This window comes from Burkholderia sp. NLJ2 (assembly GCF_049487195.1).
GTDB classification, from domain to species: domain Bacteria; phylum Pseudomonadota; class Gammaproteobacteria; order Burkholderiales; family Burkholderiaceae; genus Burkholderia; species Burkholderia pyrrocinia.
In genome coordinates this window covers 1239424-1256873 of record NZ_CP137808.1, presented here as the reverse complement: position 1 = coordinate 1256873, position 17450 = coordinate 1239424, and the positions used below count along the sequence as shown (strand labels likewise).

Annotated in this window: 14 protein-coding genes; 6 read left to right on the top strand and 8 right to left on the bottom strand. The window is 68.2% G+C overall.

Going from position 1 to position 17450, the window contains the following annotated elements; genetic code table 11:
- The first annotated feature begins 48 nt into the window (after positions 1 to 48).
- Positions 49 to 1047, top strand: coding sequence for an LLM class flavin-dependent oxidoreductase (locus R9B84_RS05875; RefSeq protein WP_423759554.1), 999 nt, complete (start codon positions 49 to 51; stop codon positions 1045 to 1047).
- Positions 1048 to 1083: 36 nt separating this feature from the next.
- Here the strand turns inward: R9B84_RS05875 and R9B84_RS05870 are convergent, their stop codons facing one another.
- Positions 1084 to 2145 (bottom strand): alpha/beta fold hydrolase, encoded by a 1062-nt coding sequence (locus tag R9B84_RS05870; RefSeq protein WP_423759553.1) that lies wholly within the window; start codon positions 2143 to 2145, stop codon positions 1084 to 1086.
- Between the two features lie 172 nt (positions 2146 to 2317).
- Between R9B84_RS05870 and pdxY the strand changes: the two genes are divergently transcribed.
- On the top strand, positions 2318 to 3178 hold the full coding sequence (gene pdxY / locus R9B84_RS05865) for a pyridoxal kinase PdxY (RefSeq protein ID WP_047900216.1): 861 nt from the start codon (positions 2318 to 2320) through the stop codon (positions 3176 to 3178).
- 22 nt (positions 3179 to 3200) lie between these two features.
- On the opposite strand, the gene R9B84_RS05860 is transcribed toward pdxY, so the two are convergent.
- On the bottom strand, positions 3201 to 3374 hold the full coding sequence (locus R9B84_RS05860) for a hypothetical protein (protein ID WP_423759552.1): 174 nt from the start codon (positions 3372 to 3374) through the stop codon (positions 3201 to 3203).
- 151 nt (positions 3375 to 3525) lie between these two features.
- Between R9B84_RS05860 and R9B84_RS05855 the strand changes: the two genes are divergently transcribed.
- Both R9B84_RS05855 and R9B84_RS05850 read left to right on the top strand, forming a co-directional pair.
- Positions 3526 to 5670, top strand: a complete 2145-nt coding sequence (locus R9B84_RS05855) for a phosphocholine-specific phospholipase C (protein WP_423759551.1) — start codon at positions 3526 to 3528, stop codon at positions 5668 to 5670.
- Positions 5671 to 6040: 370 nt separating this feature from the next.
- Positions 6041 to 7189 carry a branched-chain amino acid ABC transporter substrate-binding protein gene (locus R9B84_RS05850; protein WP_423759550.1) on the top strand — a complete coding sequence of 383 codons (1149 nt, stop codon included), beginning with the start codon at positions 6041 to 6043 and terminating at the stop codon, positions 7187 to 7189.
- A gap of 137 nt (positions 7190 to 7326) precedes the next feature.
- Here R9B84_RS05850 and R9B84_RS05845 read toward each other — a convergent pair whose 3' ends face one another.
- Positions 7327 to 8088, bottom strand: a complete 762-nt coding sequence (locus tag R9B84_RS05845; RefSeq protein ID WP_048249500.1) for a FadR/GntR family transcriptional regulator — start codon at positions 8086 to 8088, stop codon at positions 7327 to 7329.
- A 359-nt stretch (positions 8089 to 8447) separates the two neighbouring features.
- On the opposite strand from R9B84_RS05845, the gene gudD reads away from it, so the two are divergent.
- Positions 8448 to 9800 carry a glucarate dehydratase gene (gene gudD / locus R9B84_RS05840; protein ID WP_423759549.1) on the top strand — a complete coding sequence of 451 codons (1353 nt, stop codon included), beginning with the start codon at positions 8448 to 8450 and terminating at the stop codon, positions 9798 to 9800.
- A 216-nt stretch (positions 9801 to 10016) separates the two neighbouring features.
- Here the strand turns inward: gudD and R9B84_RS05835 are convergent, their stop codons facing one another.
- From R9B84_RS05835 to R9B84_RS05825, 3 genes are all read right to left on the bottom strand, one after another.
- Complete coding sequence (locus R9B84_RS05835) at positions 10017 to 10481, bottom strand: DUF2214 family protein (protein WP_423759548.1); 465 nt, start codon at positions 10479 to 10481, stop codon at positions 10017 to 10019.
- A gap of 39 nt (positions 10482 to 10520) precedes the next feature.
- Complete coding sequence (locus R9B84_RS05830) at positions 10521 to 11330, bottom strand: hypothetical protein (RefSeq protein WP_423759547.1); 810 nt, start codon at positions 11328 to 11330, stop codon at positions 10521 to 10523.
- A 236-nt stretch (positions 11331 to 11566) separates the two neighbouring features.
- Positions 11567 to 12631, bottom strand: a complete 1065-nt coding sequence (locus R9B84_RS05825; protein ID WP_047900209.1) for a glycosyltransferase family 4 protein — start codon at positions 12629 to 12631, stop codon at positions 11567 to 11569.
- 563 nt (positions 12632 to 13194) lie between these two features.
- Here R9B84_RS05825 and R9B84_RS05820 point away from each other — a divergent pair.
- On the top strand, positions 13195 to 15027 hold the full coding sequence (locus R9B84_RS05820; RefSeq protein WP_423759546.1) for an ABC transporter ATP-binding protein: 1833 nt from the start codon (positions 13195 to 13197) through the stop codon (positions 15025 to 15027).
- Positions 15028 to 15150: 123 nt separating this feature from the next.
- Here the strand turns inward: R9B84_RS05820 and otsA are convergent, their stop codons facing one another.
- Both otsA and otsB read right to left on the bottom strand, forming a co-directional pair.
- Complete coding sequence (gene otsA, locus R9B84_RS05815) at positions 15151 to 16530, bottom strand: alpha,alpha-trehalose-phosphate synthase (UDP-forming) (RefSeq protein ID WP_423759545.1); 1380 nt, start codon at positions 16528 to 16530, stop codon at positions 15151 to 15153.
- Entirely contained in the window at positions 16527 to 17279 is a 753-nt protein-coding gene (gene otsB / locus R9B84_RS05810; RefSeq protein ID WP_423759544.1) for a trehalose-phosphatase, read from the bottom strand. The genes otsA and otsB overlap by 4 nt, the downstream gene beginning before the upstream one ends.
- Positions 17280 to 17450 lie beyond the last annotated feature (171 nt).

The window sequence follows — 17450 nt, the reverse complement described above, 5'->3', positions numbered from 1 at the left end:
TTTGTTGCGTCAGCGCATCACCACGCGCCCCCTTTCGAAGGCCACCCGATGACTCCGTTTTCCGTACTCGATCTCGCCCCCATTCCGGCCGGCGCCGACGCCTCGCAGGCGTTCCGCAACACCGTCGATCTCGCGCAGCACGCGGAACGCTGGGGCTATCGGCGCTACTGGCTCGCCGAGCATCACAACATGCCCGGCATCGCGAGCGCGGCGACCGCGGTCGTGATCGGCCATGTCGCGGGCGCCACGCAGACGATCCGCGTCGGGTCGGGCGGCATCATGCTGCCGAACCACGCGCCGCTCGTGATCGCCGAGCAGTTCGGCACGCTCGCGTCGCTGTATCCGGGGCGCATCGACCTCGGCCTCGGCCGCGCGCCCGGCACCGACCAGACCACGTCGCGCGCGCTGCGCCGCGACCTGATCGGCAGCGCCGACTCGTTTCCGGACGACGTCGCCGAGCTGCTGCGCTACTTCGCGGAGCCGGTGCCCGGCCAGCGCGTGCGCGCGGTGCCCGGCGCGGGGCTCGACGTGCCCGTGTGGCTGCTCGGTTCGAGCCTGTTCAGCGCGCAGCTCGCCGCGATGCTCGGGCTGCCGTTCGCGTTCGCGTCGCACTTCGCGCCGGACTACCTGACGCGCGCGCTCGAGATCTACCGCGCGCAGTACCGGCCGTCGGCCGCATGGCCGAAGCCGCACGCGATGGTCGGCGTCAACGTGTTCGCGGCCGATACCGACGACGAGGCGCGGCGGCTGTTCACGTCGCTGCAGCAGCAGTTCATCAACCTGCGGCGCGGCACGCCGGGCAAGCTGCCGCCGCCCGTCGACGCGCTCGAGGCGAACGAGCTCGAACTCGCCAACGTCGCGCATTCGCTGTCGTTCGCGGCGGTCGGCTCGCGCGACACGGTGCGCGACAAGCTGCGCGACCGCATCGCGCAGACGGGGGCGGACGAATTGATCATCACCGCGCAGATCTACGATCACGCCGCGCGGCTGCGCTCGTTCGAACTGGCCGCGCAGATCCGCGACGAACTCGCGAACGAAGCGCGCTGACCGCGCGAGCACGCGTCGCCGGCGGCCGGCCCCGCATCACTGCGGGTGTACGGCCGCCAGCCCGTCGAGCAGCGCCTTGTGGAATGCGTCCGGATCCTGGATCTGCGGTGCGTGCCCGAGCGCCGGGAATTCGACGAGCTGCGCGCCGGGGATCGCCGCCTGAGTGCGCTTCGCGAGTTCCGGATAGCGGCCGAGCTTCGCGTGCACGTCGGGCGGCGCGACGTCCTTGCCGATCGCGGTCGTGTCCTTGTCGCCGATCATGAGCAGCGTCGGCACGCGGATCGCGCCAAGTTCATAGACCACCGGCTGCGTGAGGATCATGTCGTAGATCAGCGCGGAGTTCCACGCAACCGCATCGCGACCGGCGCCGCGGTACATCCCGGCGAGCATCTGCACCCAGCGCTCGTACGACGGCGACCATTTGCCCGCGTAGTACGTGCTCTGCTCGTAGCGGCGGATGCCGTCGGCCGTCGTCTTCTGCTCGCGCGCATACCAGTAGTCGACCGACAGCGGCGGCACGCCGAGCGCCTTCCAGTCCTCCAGGCCGATCGGGTTCACGAGCACGAGCTGGTCGGTCGCCTTCGGGTACATCAGCGCATAGCGCATCGCGAGCATCCCGCCCGTCGAGTGGCCGACGATCGTCGCCGACTTCACGCCGATCGACTCCAGCAGCGCGTGCGTGTTGCGCGCGAGCTGCTGGAAGCTGTACTGGTAGCGATCGGGTTTCGACGACTTGCAGAAGCCGATCTGGTCCGGCGCGATCACGCGATAGCCGGCGCGGCTCAGCACGCCGAGCGTGTCTTCCCAGGTCCCTGCACAGAAGTTCTTCCCGTGCAGGAGCACGACGGTGCGGCCGTTCGGGTGCGCCGGCTGCACGTCCATGTACACCATCTCGAGGGTTTCGCGCTGCGACACGAACGCGTAGCGGTGCTCGGGTTCCGGGTAGCTAAAGCCCTCCAGGCGCGGGCCGAACACCGGCCCGTCGTTGCCGGCGGGCACCGGGGCGGCTTCGGCCGCGGAAGTCGCACAAGCGAAGGCAACGCCCGCGCCGAACAGGGCGGCGCGCGCGACGGACAACATCTTGCAAATCGGAAGCATGGCGATCACGGTGATTGGAAACGCACGCGGGCAGCCGGACGGTGCCGCGCCCCGCGATTCTACGCGGTCGGCTGACGACGGCACGCAACACTCAGGGGCCGCGCGACTTCCGCGCGCGCGACGAACTCGGGTATCGTGTGACGTGACCCTGAAACGCGTGCAGGCGATTCCCATGAAAAACGTCCTCAGCATTCAGTCGCACGTCATTTACGGCCATGCCGGCAACAGTGCGGCCGTATTCCCGATGCAGCGCCTCGGCGTCAACGTCTGGCCGCTCAATACCGTCCAGTTGTCGAATCATATGCAGTACGGCCACTGGGCCGGCAGCGCGATCGATGCCGCGAAGATGGAGCAGCTCGTCGACGGGATCGCCGCGATCGGCGCGCTCAAGCGCTGCGACGCCGTGCTGTCCGGCTTCCTCGGGTCGCCGCCGCAGGCGCGTGCGGCAGTCGAGATCGTGCGCACGGTGAAGACGATGAATCCGGACGCGTGGTACTTCTGCGATCCGGCGATGGGCCAGACGGGCGGCATCCGGCCGGAGCCCGGCGTCGAGGAATTCATGGTCCAGGAGATGCCCGCGCTCGCGGACGGCATGTCGCCGAACCACACCGAGCTGCAGAAGCTCGTCGGGCGGCGCATCGAAACCGTCGCCGAAGCCGTCGACGCGTGCCGCGCGCTGATCCGCCGCGGCCCGCAGATCATCCTCGTCAAGCACCTGCACGACCGCAACAGTCCGGCCGACCGCTTCAACATGCTCGCGGTCACCGAAACCGAAGCGTGGATCGGCCAGCGCCCGCTGTACGCATTTCCGCGCCATCCGGTCGGCGTCGGCGACCTGACCAGCGCGGTTTTCGTCGCGCGCCGGCTGCGCGGCGATTCCGTGCGCGCCGCGTTCGAGCACACGCTCGCGGCCGTGCACGCGGTCGTGAAGGCCACCTACGATGCACGCCGCTACGAGCTCGAACTCGTCGCCGCGCAGGACGAAATCGCGCGCCCGAGCGAATGGTTCGGCGCGTGGGTGACGGACGCCTGACGCGCCCGCACCGCCCCCCGCTTCACCGGCGCGCATGCGCGCCGCCCTGCTTTCCTGCTTTCCTGCTTTCCTGCTTTCCTGCTTTCCTGCTTTCCTGCTTTCCTGCTTTCCTGCTTTCCTGCTTTCCTGCTTTCCCTGCTTTCCCTGCTGCGCCATGACCGCCGGCGATACGCGTTCCGATGCCGGTCCGATTCACGTGCAAACGTTTCCGGACTTCACATGAATGACACCGATTCCTCGCTATGCTCGCGGCGGCACGAACCGGCGCAGCCGCATCCTGCGACCCGGGCGCGCCCTTTCCGTAGGTCCTGCCAATCGGCTCCCCTCTTTACCGCACGATAACGACCATGACCCGATCGAACCGTCGTGATTTCCTGCGCGTCGCCGCCGGCACCGCCGGCGCCGCCGCGCTGAACCTCTTTCCGCCCGTGATCCGCGATGCGCTTGCGATTCCCGCGAACCGCCGCACCGGCACGATCCGCGACATCGAACACATCGTGATCCTGATGCAGGAGAACCGCTCGTTCGACCATTACTTCGGCACGATGCGCGGTGTCCGCGGCTTCGGCGACCCGCGCGCGCTGCGTCTCGCGAACGGCAAGTCGGTGTTCCACCAGCCGGTCGGCCCGGCCGAACTGCTGCCGTTCCACCCGGGCACGGACAAGCTCGGCCTGCAGTTCCTGCAGGACCTGCCGCACGGCTGGCAGGACATGCATGCCGCGTGGAACAAGGGCCGCTACGACCAGTGGGTGCCGAACAAGGGCACCACGACGATGGCGTACCTGAAGCGCGACGACATCCCGTTCCACTACCAGCTCGCCGACGCGTTCACGATCTGCGATGCGTACCACTGCGCGATCCCGAGCTCAACCGACCCGAACCGCTATTACATGTGGACGGGCTACGTCGGCAACGACGGCACGGGCGGCGGCCCGGTGCTCGGCAACGAGGAAAGGGGCTACGGCTGGACGACCTATCCGGAAGTGCTCGAACAGGCCGGCGTGTCGTGGAAGATCTACCAGGACGTCGGCACGGGGCTCGACGCGAACGGCTCGTGGGGCTGGACGCAAAACCCGTACATCGGCAACTACGGCGACAACGCGCTGCTCTACTTCAACCAGTACCGCACCGCGCTGCCCGGCACGCCGCTGTACGACAAGGCGCGCACCGGCACCAACATCAGCGCGGGCGGCACGCTGTTCGACGTGCTCCAGCAGGACGTGAAGAACGGCACGCTGCCGCAGGTGTCGTGGATCTGCGCGCCGGAAGCGTATTCCGAGCACCCTAACTGGCCCGCGAACTACGGCGCGTGGTACATCGAGCAGGTGCTGAAGGCGCTCGTGTCGAACCCGGACGTGTGGAGCAAGACCGCGCTGTTCATCACGTATGACGAAAACGACGGCTTCTTCGACCACGTGCCGCCGCCGTTCGCGCCGCAGTCGCGCGACAACGGGCTGTCGACGGTCGCGACGACCAACGAGGCGTTCGCCGGCGACGCGTCGCACATGGCCGGCCCGTACGGGCTCGGGCCGCGCGTGCCGATGCTCGTCGTGTCGCCGTGGACCAAGGGCGGCTGGGTCTGCTCGCAGACCTTCGATCACACGTCGCTGCTGCAATTCATCGAGGCGCGGTTCGGCGCGCAGCATGCGGTCACTGCGGCGAACGTGTCGCCGTGGCGCCGCACGGTGTGCGGCAACCTGACGTCCGCGTTCGATTTCTCGACGCCCGACGCGAGCTGGCCGCAGCTCCCGGACACGACCGGCTACGCGCCGCCCGACCGCACCCGTCACCCCGACTACATCCCGGTGCCGCCGGTCGTCCAGCATCTGCCGAAGCAGGAGCACGGCCTGCGTCCGGCGCGCGCGCTGCCGTACGAACTGTTCGTGCACGGGCGGATCGACAACGCGAGCGGCCAGTTCCGGCTGACCTTCGCGAACACCGGCACCGCGGGCGCGGCGTTCCAGGTTCAGGCGCGCAACCGCGTCGACGGCCCGTGGACCTACACGGTCGACGCCGGCAAGCGGCTCTCCGACACGTGGAGCCCTGCGCCGTCGCTCGGCCTGTACGACCTCGACGTGTACGGCCCGAACGGCTTCTACTGCCACTTCCGCAGCCCCGCCGCGTCGGCGGTCGGCCCCGCGAGCGTCAACCCCGAGGTGATCTACGGCTACGACGTCGCGAACGGCAACATCACGCTGCGCCTGATGAACCGCGGCCACCGGACGGTACGGCTCAAGGTGACGAACGCGTACGGCCACGGCCATGCGCGCGAGTTCGACCTCAAGCCGGGTACGCACGTCGACGACTACTGGGACCTGCGCGGCAGCCACGGCTGGTACGACCTGACCGTCAGCGACGGCAAGCCGCTCGGCTTCCTGCGCCGCTTCGCGGGCCACGTCGAGACGGGCCGCCCGAGCACCAGCGATCCGCTGATCCGCACGACCGCGTCGCACAACGACGTCGAAGCCGCATCGGACGCGCTGTCCGACTGACGGCATCCCACGCGCGGCGCGGCCCCTGCAGGCCGCGCCGCCGCTTCGCCCCGCACCGTCCTCCCGCCTCCCCGCCCGTTCCGCTCGCGACGGGAAACTCCCGATACCGGCCGCCACCGCACGCGCGGAAGCTATGCGCAAATCCTCACCGAATGCGCGGCAAATTGCCAAGACCCGTGCATATCGGCGACCTATATATCGAGGCGATCGGGGCTCTTTGCGGAGCCTGACGGGAGCGTGTTCCGAGAATCACGATGCCGACCTCCCCGCCCGATTCCGAGAAGCGGTCGAACCGCCCGCCCGTCGCACGCGCCCGGCCCGTCCGAGCGTGTGCGGTACCCACTCGCAGGTATCGAACAAGAGGAACCACATGAAATTCCGTCATTCCCTGCTGTCGGTGTCGATTGCATCCGCGCTCGCCCTCCTCTCGCAACAGGCCGCCCGGGCCGCCGACGCAACCGACGTGAAGGTCGGCTTCGCCGCGCCGCTCACGGGTGTGAACGCCGGCTACGGCAAGGATCTGCAGAACGGCGTGCAGCTCGCGCTCGACGACGCCGTCGCACAGAAGGTGCAGATCGCCGGCAAGCCCGCGCACTTCGATCTCGTCGTGCAGGACGACCAGGCCGACCCGCGCATCGGCGTGCAGGCCGCGCAGGCGCTCGTCGACCAGAACGTGTCGGTCGTGGTCGGCCACTTCAACTCGGGCACGACGATTCCGGCATCGGTCGTCTACGACAAGTCGGGCATCCCTGTGATCGATCCGGCCGCGACCAACCCGACGCTCACGTCGCGCGGGCTCGCGAACATGTTCATGGTGATCGCGACCGACGGCCAGAACGCCGGCAACGCGGGCAAGTACGCGGTCGACGTGACGAAGGCGAAGCGTATCGCGATCATCGACGACCGCACCGCGTTCGGCCAGGGCGAGGCCGACGAGTTCGAGAAGGCCGTGAAGGCCGCCGGCGGCACGATCATCGGCCGCGAGTTCACCAACAACCAGGCGGTCGACTTCCGCGCGCAGATCACGAGCCTGAAGGGCAAGAACCCCGACCTGATCTTCTTCGGCGGCCTCGATTCGCTCGCCGCGAACTTCATCAAGCAGATGCGCCAGCTCGGGCTGAACGCGCAGTTCGTCGGCGGCGGCGGCGTGAAGGACAACGAGTTCATCAAGATCGCGGGCCCGGCCGCCGAAGGCGCGATGGCGTGGGAATACGGCCGGCCGCTCGACGAGCTGCCGCAAGGGAAGGATTTCGAACAGCGCTTCAAGAAGCGCTTCGGTGTCGACGTGCTGTCGTACGCGCAGTTCGGCTACGACGCCGCCTGGGCCGCGATCAAGGCGATGCAGGCGGCCGGCTCGACCGACCCGAAGGTCTATCGCCCGACCCTCAAGAAGATCGACTTCGAAGGGGTCACCGGCCGCATCTCGTTCGCGAACGACGGCTCGCTGAAGAGCGGGATGTCGACGCTGTACCAGGTGAAGAGCGGCACGTGGAAAACGATCGTGACGAAGGGAGGCTGATAGGCGGTGTCGGCGGCCGGCGGCGGAAACGCCGCCCGGCCCCGGAGATCGGCGAAGTTACATCGATCTCATATGACGACTGATGTTGACGCGATTCGATCGGGCCTGCGGCAACGCGGGCCGCACTGCCCGGCGCATCAACTGGCCTGCGTGTCGCGCTCGGCCTCGGCCGCCTCGTGCGCGCGGCGCAGCCGCTCGCGGCTGTTGGTGAGGTGCGTGCGCATCGCGGCGCGGGCAGCCTCCGGGTCGTGGCGCGCGATCGCCTCGTAGATATCCTCGTGCTCGTGGTTCAGCCGGCCGACATAACGCTCGAGGTCGTCGCCGGCAAAGCGCGCCGAATTCACGCGCGTGCGCGGGATGATCGACGTACCGAGCTGCGTCATGATGTCGACGAAATAGCGGTTGCCGGTGGACTGCGCGATCTGCAGGTGGAACTGGAAGTCGAGCTGCGCCGTGTCGCGGCCGCCGCCCGCCCCCGTCGCGATCGCGTCGAGCGCGCGCCGCAGCGCGGCGAGGTCGGTATCGTTCGCGCGCTGCGCGGCGAGGCTCGCGCACTCGCTCTCGAGGCTGATACGCAGTTCGAGCACCGCGAGCACGTCGCGCAGCGTCGTGATCGTTGCGGGATCGATGCCGAGCGTCTGGCGGCGCGACGGCTCCAGCACGAAGCTGCCGATGCCGTGGCGCGTTTCGACGAGGCCGCTCGCCTGCATCCGCGAGATCGCCTCGCGCACGACCGTACGGCTCACGCCCTGCGCCGCCATGACTTCGGTTTCGGTCGGCAGCTTGTCGCCGGGACGCAGCGTGCCGTTTTCGATCTGCGCGGTCAGCGCGTCGACGACATCTTGTGCGAGGCTGCGTGCGCGACGGCGCGGCGCTGCGGGAAACGTAGGCACGGACATGAGGCCGGTTCCTTTTTGAATGATCGTAATGTGGGCCGAGGGTTTACGCGGGGTTTGAGCGAAAGCCGATGATTCATTATACTGCGTCACAAGTCATCCGACGACTGATGATCGGCACATGGATCTCCTGTCGACTCAAGCCGGCTTCCGGCGCCTGCCTGGTCCCATGCGTTACGATCAGCCAGCGTTCGCGTTCTGCGCTCCGCTGGTTCGGTTGTCGCTCCCACCCCGTTCCGGGTTGCTGTCGACATGCAGGCCTTGCGCGCCGCGCACGTCGGTTGTCGAATGATCGCACCTCCCGCCGCGCGCGGCAAAGCTTTTGCCGCACGGCATTGCCCATCCTTTCGCCATCGCCGCCCATGAACGCCGTCACTGCCTCGCCTTCCCACGACACGCCGCGCATCGTCGACCTGCAAGCGATTCCGGTCGCCGGCCACGACAGCATGCTGCTCAACCTGAGCGGCGCGCACGGTCCGTTCTTCACCCGCAACCTCGTGATCCTGAAGGACAGCGCGGGCCGGACCGGCGTCGGCGAGGTGCCGGGCGGCGAAAGCATCCGACGCACGCTCGACGATGCGCGCGCGCTCGTCGTCGGCCAGCCGGTCGGCAACTACCACGCGGTGCTCAATGACGTGCGGCGCACCTTCGCCGACCGCGACGCAAGCGGCCGCGGGCTGCAGACCTTCGACCTGCGCACGACGATCCACGCGGTCACCGCGCTCGAAGCCGCGCTGCTCGACCTGCTCGGCCAGCATCTCGGCGTGCCGGTCGCCGCACTGCTCGGCGAGGGCCAGCAGCGCGAGCGCGTCGAAATGCTCTGCTACCTGTTCTACGTCGGCGACCGCACGAAGACCGCGCTGGCCTATCGCGACGGCAGCGGCGCGACCGACGACTGGACGCGCGTGCGCGACGAGCCGGCGCTGACGCCCGACGCGGTCGTGCGGCTCGCCGAGGCCGCGCATGCGCGCTACGGCTTCAACGACTTCAAGCTGAAAGGCGGCGTGTTCGAAGGCGCCAGCGAGATCGAGGCCGTGACGGCGCTCGCCGAACGCTTCCCCGATGCGCGCGTGACGCTCGATCCGAACGGCGCGTGGTCGCTCGACGAGGCCGTGCGGCTGTGCCGCGACCAGCATCACGTGCTCGCGTATGCGGAAGATCCGTGCGGCGCGGAGAACGGTTACTCGGGCCGCGAGGTGATGGCCGAATTCCGCCGCGCGACGGGGCTGCCGACGGCGACCAACATGATTGCGACCGACTGGCGGCAGATGGGCCATGCGGTGCAGCTTCAGGCCGTCGACATCCCGCTCGCCGATCCGCACTTCTGGACGATGCAGGGTTCGGTGCGCGTCGCGCAGATGTGCCGCGACTGGGGCCTCACGTGGGGCTCGCATTCGAACAACCACTTCGACGTGTCGCTCGCGATGTTCACGCATGTCGCGGCCGCCGCGCCGGGCCAGGTCACCGCGATCGACACGCACTGGATCTGGCAGGACGGCGAACGGCTGACCCGCGAGCCGCTGAAGATCGAGAACGGGCTGGTGGAAGTGCCGAAGCGGCCGGGGCTCGGCATCGACATCGACATGGATGCGGTCGCGGTCGCGCACGAGCTGTACAAGCAGCACGGGCTCGGCGCGCGCGACGACGCGGCGGCCATGCAGTATCTGATTCCGGGGTGGACGTTCAACAACAAGCGCCCCTGCCTCGTGCGCTGAGCACGGGAAGGACCGGGCGGCGGGATCGCCCGGTCGGGACGAAATCGGAAGGAATGATGCAGTTCGTAATTGGCCCGGCTGATGTCGGGCCGGAGAGGCCGTGCAGGTGGAACGAGATCCGGGTGGTTGTCGCCATGCCGGACCTGGTCGGCCGAACCGACTAGTCGGAAGCACCTGGCCGGCCGCACCTACCCGGCCACACCTACCCGGCCAGACCTAGCCGGCCGCCCCAATCCCCCGCGCCATCCCCGACGCGGCGAACACGATGACGACCAGCAGCACGGCCTGCCAGTGGCCGATCCGCACATAGGTGCGCGCCCGGCCGATATCGGGCATCTGCTGCTGCCGCGCGGCGACACGCCAGCGGATCAGCCCGAGCATCGGCCCGACCTCGAGCAGCAGGATCAGCACAAGCGCGGTCATCTTCAGATGAAAGAGCGGTTCGTGCAGGTAGTACGTGGTGCCTTTCTCGAACCCGCCGAACGCGCGCATCAACCCCGTTACGATCAGCACGAGCGCCGACAGCCCCCAGGCCGCATCGGCCTTGAATACGCCGGGCAGGTCGGCCGCCTGCGCCGACGCGATGAGCCGGCGCAACGCGCGGTTGCGTCCCGCGATCGCGGCGAACGCGACGGCGAACGCGCTCAGGTGAATGGCAGCCAGCAACCAACGGACGATCATCGCGCCTCCGTGTCGCCCGCGCCCGGTGCGCGAGCCCTGTCAGACGATCTGCTTGAGCGCCGCGTCGAGCGCGAGCACCGCGACGCGGTCGCCCTCGGTCGCGAGCGGCGCGCGCATCACGCTCTGCCGGTTATGGCCGACGGCCGCCGGCGAATCCCACAGCAGTTCCACCTTCGGCCGCCGGAACAGGCCGCCGCTGCGCGGCGGCACGACAGCAGGCTGCACGTCCGGCGCGCCCTGCCCGCCCGCGGCGGGCGCCGCCCGGCCGGGCCAGCGCACCGACAGCTCGCGCGCGTCGTACTGGCCGACCTTGCGGCTTTCCATCCAGACGATCGCGGTGCGCGTCAGCACGTCGAGCGAAATCGCGTAGCGGCCGACCGCGAAGCGGCGTGCCGCCACGTTGGTCCGCCACAGCGGCCGCGGCCGGCAGATCCAGACGATCGCCGCATAGAGCGCCGGTGCGGCGACGAGCCAGCCGTTGGTCGCCGTCACCGCATGCAGCGCGGGGCGCCAGCCGGCCGCCCATGCGAACGCGCCGATCGACCACACGGCAAACAGGAAACCGATCAGCGCAAACACGCGCAGCGCCTGGCGCAGCCACTGCGGCAGCGGATGGAACGGCCGCTCGGCGCGCGCGACGGCGCCCGGCAGCGCGAGCAGCAGGAAGATCAGCACGAGGTAGATGAATGCCCACGGCGACGACACCATCGCCGACAGCGACGCGCGATAGCCCATCTGGGACATCGAGAACAGCCAGCGCGCGAGCAGCACGAGACCGATCGCGCGCAACGCGAAGATCACACCGGCGCCGGGGGCCGGCGCTGCGCGCGTGGTTTTCGTTCTCGCCAAGACTGCTCTCCTCTGGATGATCGTGCGGGCCGGATTTCACGGCACGGCCATTATAGGGACATTACCGTCTGGACAGACGGCAGGATGGCGTGCCGGGCCGCTTCAGGGGCCGTTCGCGGCGTCGGGCGCGGCGAGAATACAACAGATCCGCGCCGCGGATGTGACAACGCCCCGCCGGGAACCCGGACGGGGCGTCGATGACGGCCGCGCGCCGCAGCGCGGCGGCGGCCGGCGAATCAGCTTGCGTTGACTTCGCGGAGCACGGTACGGCGCTTCTGGCGCAGCAGTTCCTCGTAGCCCTTCACGTAGTTCTGCGCCATCACCTTCGACGAGAAACGTGCTTCGAACGCGGCGCGGACCTTCTCGCGCGGCAGCGTATCGAGGCGCTTGAGCGCCGCGACGGCCGACAGTTCGTCTTCGACGACGAAGCCCGACACGCCGTTGTCGATCACTTCCGGCACCGAGCCGCGCTTGAACGCGATCACCGGCGTGCCGCAGGCCATCGCCTCGATCATCACCAGGCCGAAGGGCTCCGGCCAGTCGATCGGGAACAGCAGCGCGTGCGCGTTGCCGAGGAATTCGGTCTTTTCGGACTCGCTGATTTCGCCGATGTACTCGACGTGCGGCAGCGCGAACAGCGGCTTGATCTTTTCTTCGTAGTACGCGCGGTCAGCCTTGTCGAGCTTCGCGGCGATCTTGATCGGCAGGCCGGCCTGCTCGGCGATGCGAATCGCCGTGTCGACGCGCTTCTCCGGCGAGATGCGGCCGAGGAACGCGAGATAGCTCGGCTTCACGTTCGGGATCGGCGTCAGCAGGTTTTCCGGCAGGCCGTGGTAGACGGTCGACAGCCAGTTCGCCTGCTGCAGCGGGATGCGCTGGTTGTCGGAGATCGACACGACCGGCACGTCGCTGAATGCGTTGAAGATCGGCTGAAGTTCCGGCAGGTCGAGACGGCCGTGCATCGTCGTCAGATGCGGGACCGGCTGGCGCGAGAACAGCGAGAACGGGTAGTAGTCGATGTGGCAATGCAGGACATCGAACTCTTCCGCGCGGCGGCGCACCTGCTCGAGGAGCAGCATGTGCGGGGCCATCACGTCGCGGATCGTCGGGTCGAGGCGCAACGCCTGCGGCCAGCACGCTTCAAGCTTCGCGGAGGTTTGCGAATCGCCGCTCGCGAAGAGCGTGACGTCATGCCCCATCTCGACAAGTGCTTCGGTGAGGTAGGACACCACTCGCTCGGTACCACCGTAAAGCTTCGGGGGCACCGCTTCGTGCAACGGAGCGATTTGGGCGATTCGCATGCGTAACTCCTAAAAAATCGGCTAAAAACCAGGTATGGGTCGGCAACCTGCCGGCGGTCCGGGCTGGATGCGTGTCGTCCGAACATCGGACGAATCAGCCTGCCGGGGCGTCGAACCCGCGCTGCTCAAGGAGCGTCGGCGACGCGACAGGCATAGAACGTTTGAAACGAAGACCCGTTGACAGGGGTTCGTAAAAAACCTGGAATCGAACCCGGAGCCGATTATCTAGGGTTAATCCTGATACGGCGCACGACATTTCAAACACTTTACTTTGTTACAAAGGCGCAACACTTTGCAACCCGCGGACTTGGGTGTCCGTTCTAGAGTGGAAGGCCCTTTTGGCGATCCTTGTCACCCGTGACTGCCGGCAGCGTGATTCCGGCACATGAGGCAGGACGGGATGCCGGATTTTATCTCAAAATCGATCGCGAGCCCCTGGCCAAGGCAAGATTCGCTCAGCGCGACGCACGGCCTTGTTTACAATGCCGGATTATTCAGTCCGGGCGAACGCCGGCATGCGATCCCGCCGCAACGCTCAACCACCGAATCACCGCACGCATATTTTGGAATCTCTCACCCCTGCCCAGCGCAACGCCCACAACGCGAAGCTGTCGAGCTACGCGCACCGGCCGATCGCGTTCCTGTTCCGCTACATTCGCCTCCATCCCGTCGCACACCTCATCGTGCTCTGCAGCGTGGTGGCCGCCGTCGGCTGCGCGCTCGGCTCGCAATACGCGATCAAGCACCTGATCGACGTGCTGGCGACCGGGCGCCATCACCCGGGCCCGCTGTGGAGCGCGTTCGCGCTGCTCGTCGGGCTGATCGCGGCCGACAACCTGCTGTGGCGCGTCGGCGGCTGGGTCGCCGCGCACACGTTCGTCGCGGTCACCGGCGACCTGCGGCGCGACCTGTTCCAGTACCTGATCGGCCATTCGCCGACCTACTACTCGGAAAAGCAGCCGGGCACGCTCGCGAGCCGCATCACGGCCACGTCGAACGCGGTCTACACGTCGGAGAACACGATGGCGTGGAACGTGCTGCCGCCGTGCATCGCGGTGATGGGCGCGATCCTGATGATCATCGTCGTCAATCCGCTGATGGCCGCCGGCCTGCTCGGCTGCTCGGCCGTGCTGTCCGTCATCCTGTTCAAGCTCGCCGGGCGCGGCTCGGCCCGCCACCATGCGTTCGCGGCGAAGGCCGCGGCGGTCGACGGCGAGCTCGTCGACGTGATCGGCAACATGGGCCTCGTGCGTGCGTTCGGGATGACGCTGCGCGAACAGAAGCGTTTCGGCGCGACGGTCAAGGCCGAGATGGACGCGCGCCAGCAGAGCCTGCTCTATCTCGAGAAGCTGCGCCTGCTGCACGCGGTGATCACCGCGATGCTGTCCGCCGGCCTGCTCGGCTGGGCATTGTGGCTGTGGGACCAGGGCCGCGCGACGTCGGGCGACATCGTGCTCGTCAGCTCGCTGGGCTTCACGATCCTGCACGGCACGCGCGACCTCGCGGTGGCGCTCGTCGACGTCACGCAGCACGTCGCGCGCCTGTCCGAAGCCGTGAAGACGCTGCTCGAGCCGCATGGGATGCAGGACCGCTCCGACGCGCAGCCGCTGTCGGCCAAGGGCGGCCGCGTCGCCTTCGAGCGCGTGACGTTCGCGTATCCGCACCGCCGCGCGATTCTCGACCACTTCGATCTCCATATCGAACCGGGCCAGCGCGTCGGTCTGATCGGCAAGTCGGGCGCCGGCAAGTCGACCGTGCTCGCGCTGCTGCAGCGCTTCTACGACACGCAGGACGGTGTCGTGAAGGTCGACGGCCAGAACGTGAAGACGATCACGCAGGACAGCCTGCGCCACGCGATCGCGCTCGTGCCGCAGGACATCTCGCTGCTGCACCGGACGATCTACGACAACATCGCGTACGGCCGCCCCGACGCGACCCGCGACGAAGTGCTCGCCGCCGCGCGCGACGCGCGCTGCGCAGAGTTCATCGAGGCGATGCCGGAAGGCTATGACACGATCGTCGGCGACCGCGGCGTCAAGCTGTCGGGCGGCCAGCGCCAGCGCATCGCGATCGCGCGCGCAATCCTGAAGGATGCGCCGATCCTGCTGCTCGACGAAGCGACGTCGGCGCTCGACAGCGCGTCCGAGGAAGCGATCCAGAGCGCGCTCGACCGCCTGATGGTCGGCCGCACGGTCATCGCGATCGCACACCGCCTGTCGACGCTGCGCAACTTCGACCGGATCATCGTGATGAGCAACGGCAAGGTGATCGACGACGGCAGCCCCGAGATACTGCGCAATCGCCCCGGCCTGTATCGCGACCTGCTCGCGAAGCAGCACGGCCGCCATCACGCGGCACCCGACGGCAGCACGCCGACCGGCGAACGCGTGGCCTGACGCGCCCGCGCGCAGCCGATAAAAAAGCCGCAGTGCTTCACGCACTGCGGCTTTTTTCATTGCATCGGGAACGGCCGGACGGCATCGCGCCGAATGCGCCGCGCGATGCGCCGGACCTACCGGCTAGCCATGCTGCAGATCGCGCAGGAAGTTGTCGCGCCACACCGACACGTTGTTCTCGCGAAGCTGCGCGATCATGTCCGTGTAACGCGCGCGCCGCTCGGCGAGCGGCATCGTCAGCGCCTGCGACAGCGCATCGGCCATCCCGTCGATATCGATCGGATTGACGATCAGCGCGCCCGTCAGCTCGCGCGCGGCGCCCGCGAAGCGCGACAGCACGAGCACGCCCGGATCATCCGGATTCTGCGCGGACACGTACTCCTTCGCGACGAGGTTCATCCCGTCGCGCAGCGGCGTCACGAAACCCACGCGTGCGAGCCGGTACAGCGCGGCGAGCACCTGGCGGTCGTACTGGCGGTGAATGTAGAGGATCGGCGCCCAGTCGAGCTCCGCGTAGCGTCCGTTGATGCGCCCCGACTCCGCTTCGAGCTGCAGGCGGATGTCCTGGTACGCGCGCAGGTCCGCGCGCGTCGACGGTGCGATCTGCAGGAACGACACGCGGTTGCGAATCGACGCCTGGTGCTCGAGCAGTTTCTCGAACGCGCGGAACCGCTCGACGAGCCCCTTCGAATAATCGAGCCGGTCGACGCTCATGATCAGTTGCCGCCCGCGCAGCGACGTCGCGAGCGTACGTACGGCCTTGCCGTGCTCGCCCGCCTGCGCGAGCGACGCGATCTCGTCCGGATACACGCCGATCGGATAAGCGGCCGCGCGCAGCGTCTGGCCGAACGCGCGCACGCGCACCGTGTGGCCGTCGCGCTCGACCTCGCCGCCCGCCTCGAATTCGACGTAATCGCAGAACGCACGCAGGTCGGGCTCGGTCTGGAAACCGAGCAGGTCGAACGCGCACAGCGACTCGACGAGCTCGCGGTGCGGCGGCACGTTGACGAGCACCTGCGCAGCCGGAAACGGGATGTGCAGGAAGAAGCCGATGCGGTTTTTCACGCCGGCCTCGCGCAGCGCACGCGCGAACGGAATCAGGTGAAAGTCGTGCACCCAGATCACGTCGTCGTCCTGCAGCAGCGGCACGAGTTGCTGCGCAAGCCAGACGTTGACGCGGCGGTAGCCGTCGAATTCGTGGCGGTCGTACTGGATCAGGTCCGCGCGGTAATGGAACGCGGGCCACAGCGTCGCATTCGAGAAGCCGCGGTAGTACTGGTCGTAATCGCGGCGCGACAGGCCGACGGTCGCGAACGTCACCGGCCCGCGCTCCTCGATGCGGATCTGCGGCGCGCCGGAGGCGACGACCTCGCCGCTCCAGCCGAACCACATGCCGCCCGTCTCCTTCAGCGCGTCGTATACGCCGATCGCGAGGCCGCCCGCCGCCGGTTCGCCTTCCGAAATCGGTGCGACGCGGTTTGAAACGATGATGAGCCGGCTCATGCGTGCGATTGCCCCGCGCCGAGCCAGCACGCGATCTGCTCGTGCAGCGCGTCGACCGAGTCGAGCCGCATGCGGGCGGACGTCTCGCCCGCGCCGACCTTGATCGACAGGCCGCCGCGCGCGTTGACCACCCCGAAGCCCTTCTCGTCCGTCAGGTCGTCGCCCGCGAACAACGGCACGCGGCCCGCGAACGGCGGCTCGTCGAGGAACGCGGCCAGCGCACGCCCCTTGTCGACACCCTTCGGCTTGATCTCGAACACCATCTTGCCGGGCTGCAGCACATACGCATCGGCATAGTCGGCAACGAGCCGCTCGGTCGCTTCGCGCGCCGCCGCTTCGCGCTCGGGCGCGTTGCGGTAGTGCAGCGCGACGGCCGCGCCCTTGATTTCGAGCAGCATGCCCGGATGACGGTCGACGACGGCCGCGAGCTCGCGCTCGATGCGCAGCAGACGTTCGTCGTTGAAGCCGATGCGCTGCGTGTCGCCGTTCGCATCGCGGCGCTCCGCGCCGTGCAGGCCGGCGATCGGCAGGCCGGGCATCTTCAGGAACGTGTCGAGGTTGTCGATACCGCGCCCGGACACGATCGCGACCGCGCCATGCGAGCGGCGGCGCAGCTCGTCGAGCAGCGTCAGCAGCGACGGCGGAACGTGAATGCTGTCGGGCGTCGGCGCCAGCTCGACGAGCGTGCCGTCGAAGTCGAAGAAGAACGCGGTATCGGTCAGGGACAGGGAAGCCGGAACGGATTGCATCGATTCGATAGTCTGAGAGTCGGCCGGCAAACGCAGGGCCGCCGCTGCGCGAATGGAATTGTGCGCATCTTACCGCGCCTGCGCACCGAGATGGGCGAAACCGGTGCACCGCAAGCAGCGCGCCGCCGGCTGCGTCAACTGCGACATATTGCCCCGCTCGGCCGCGCCATA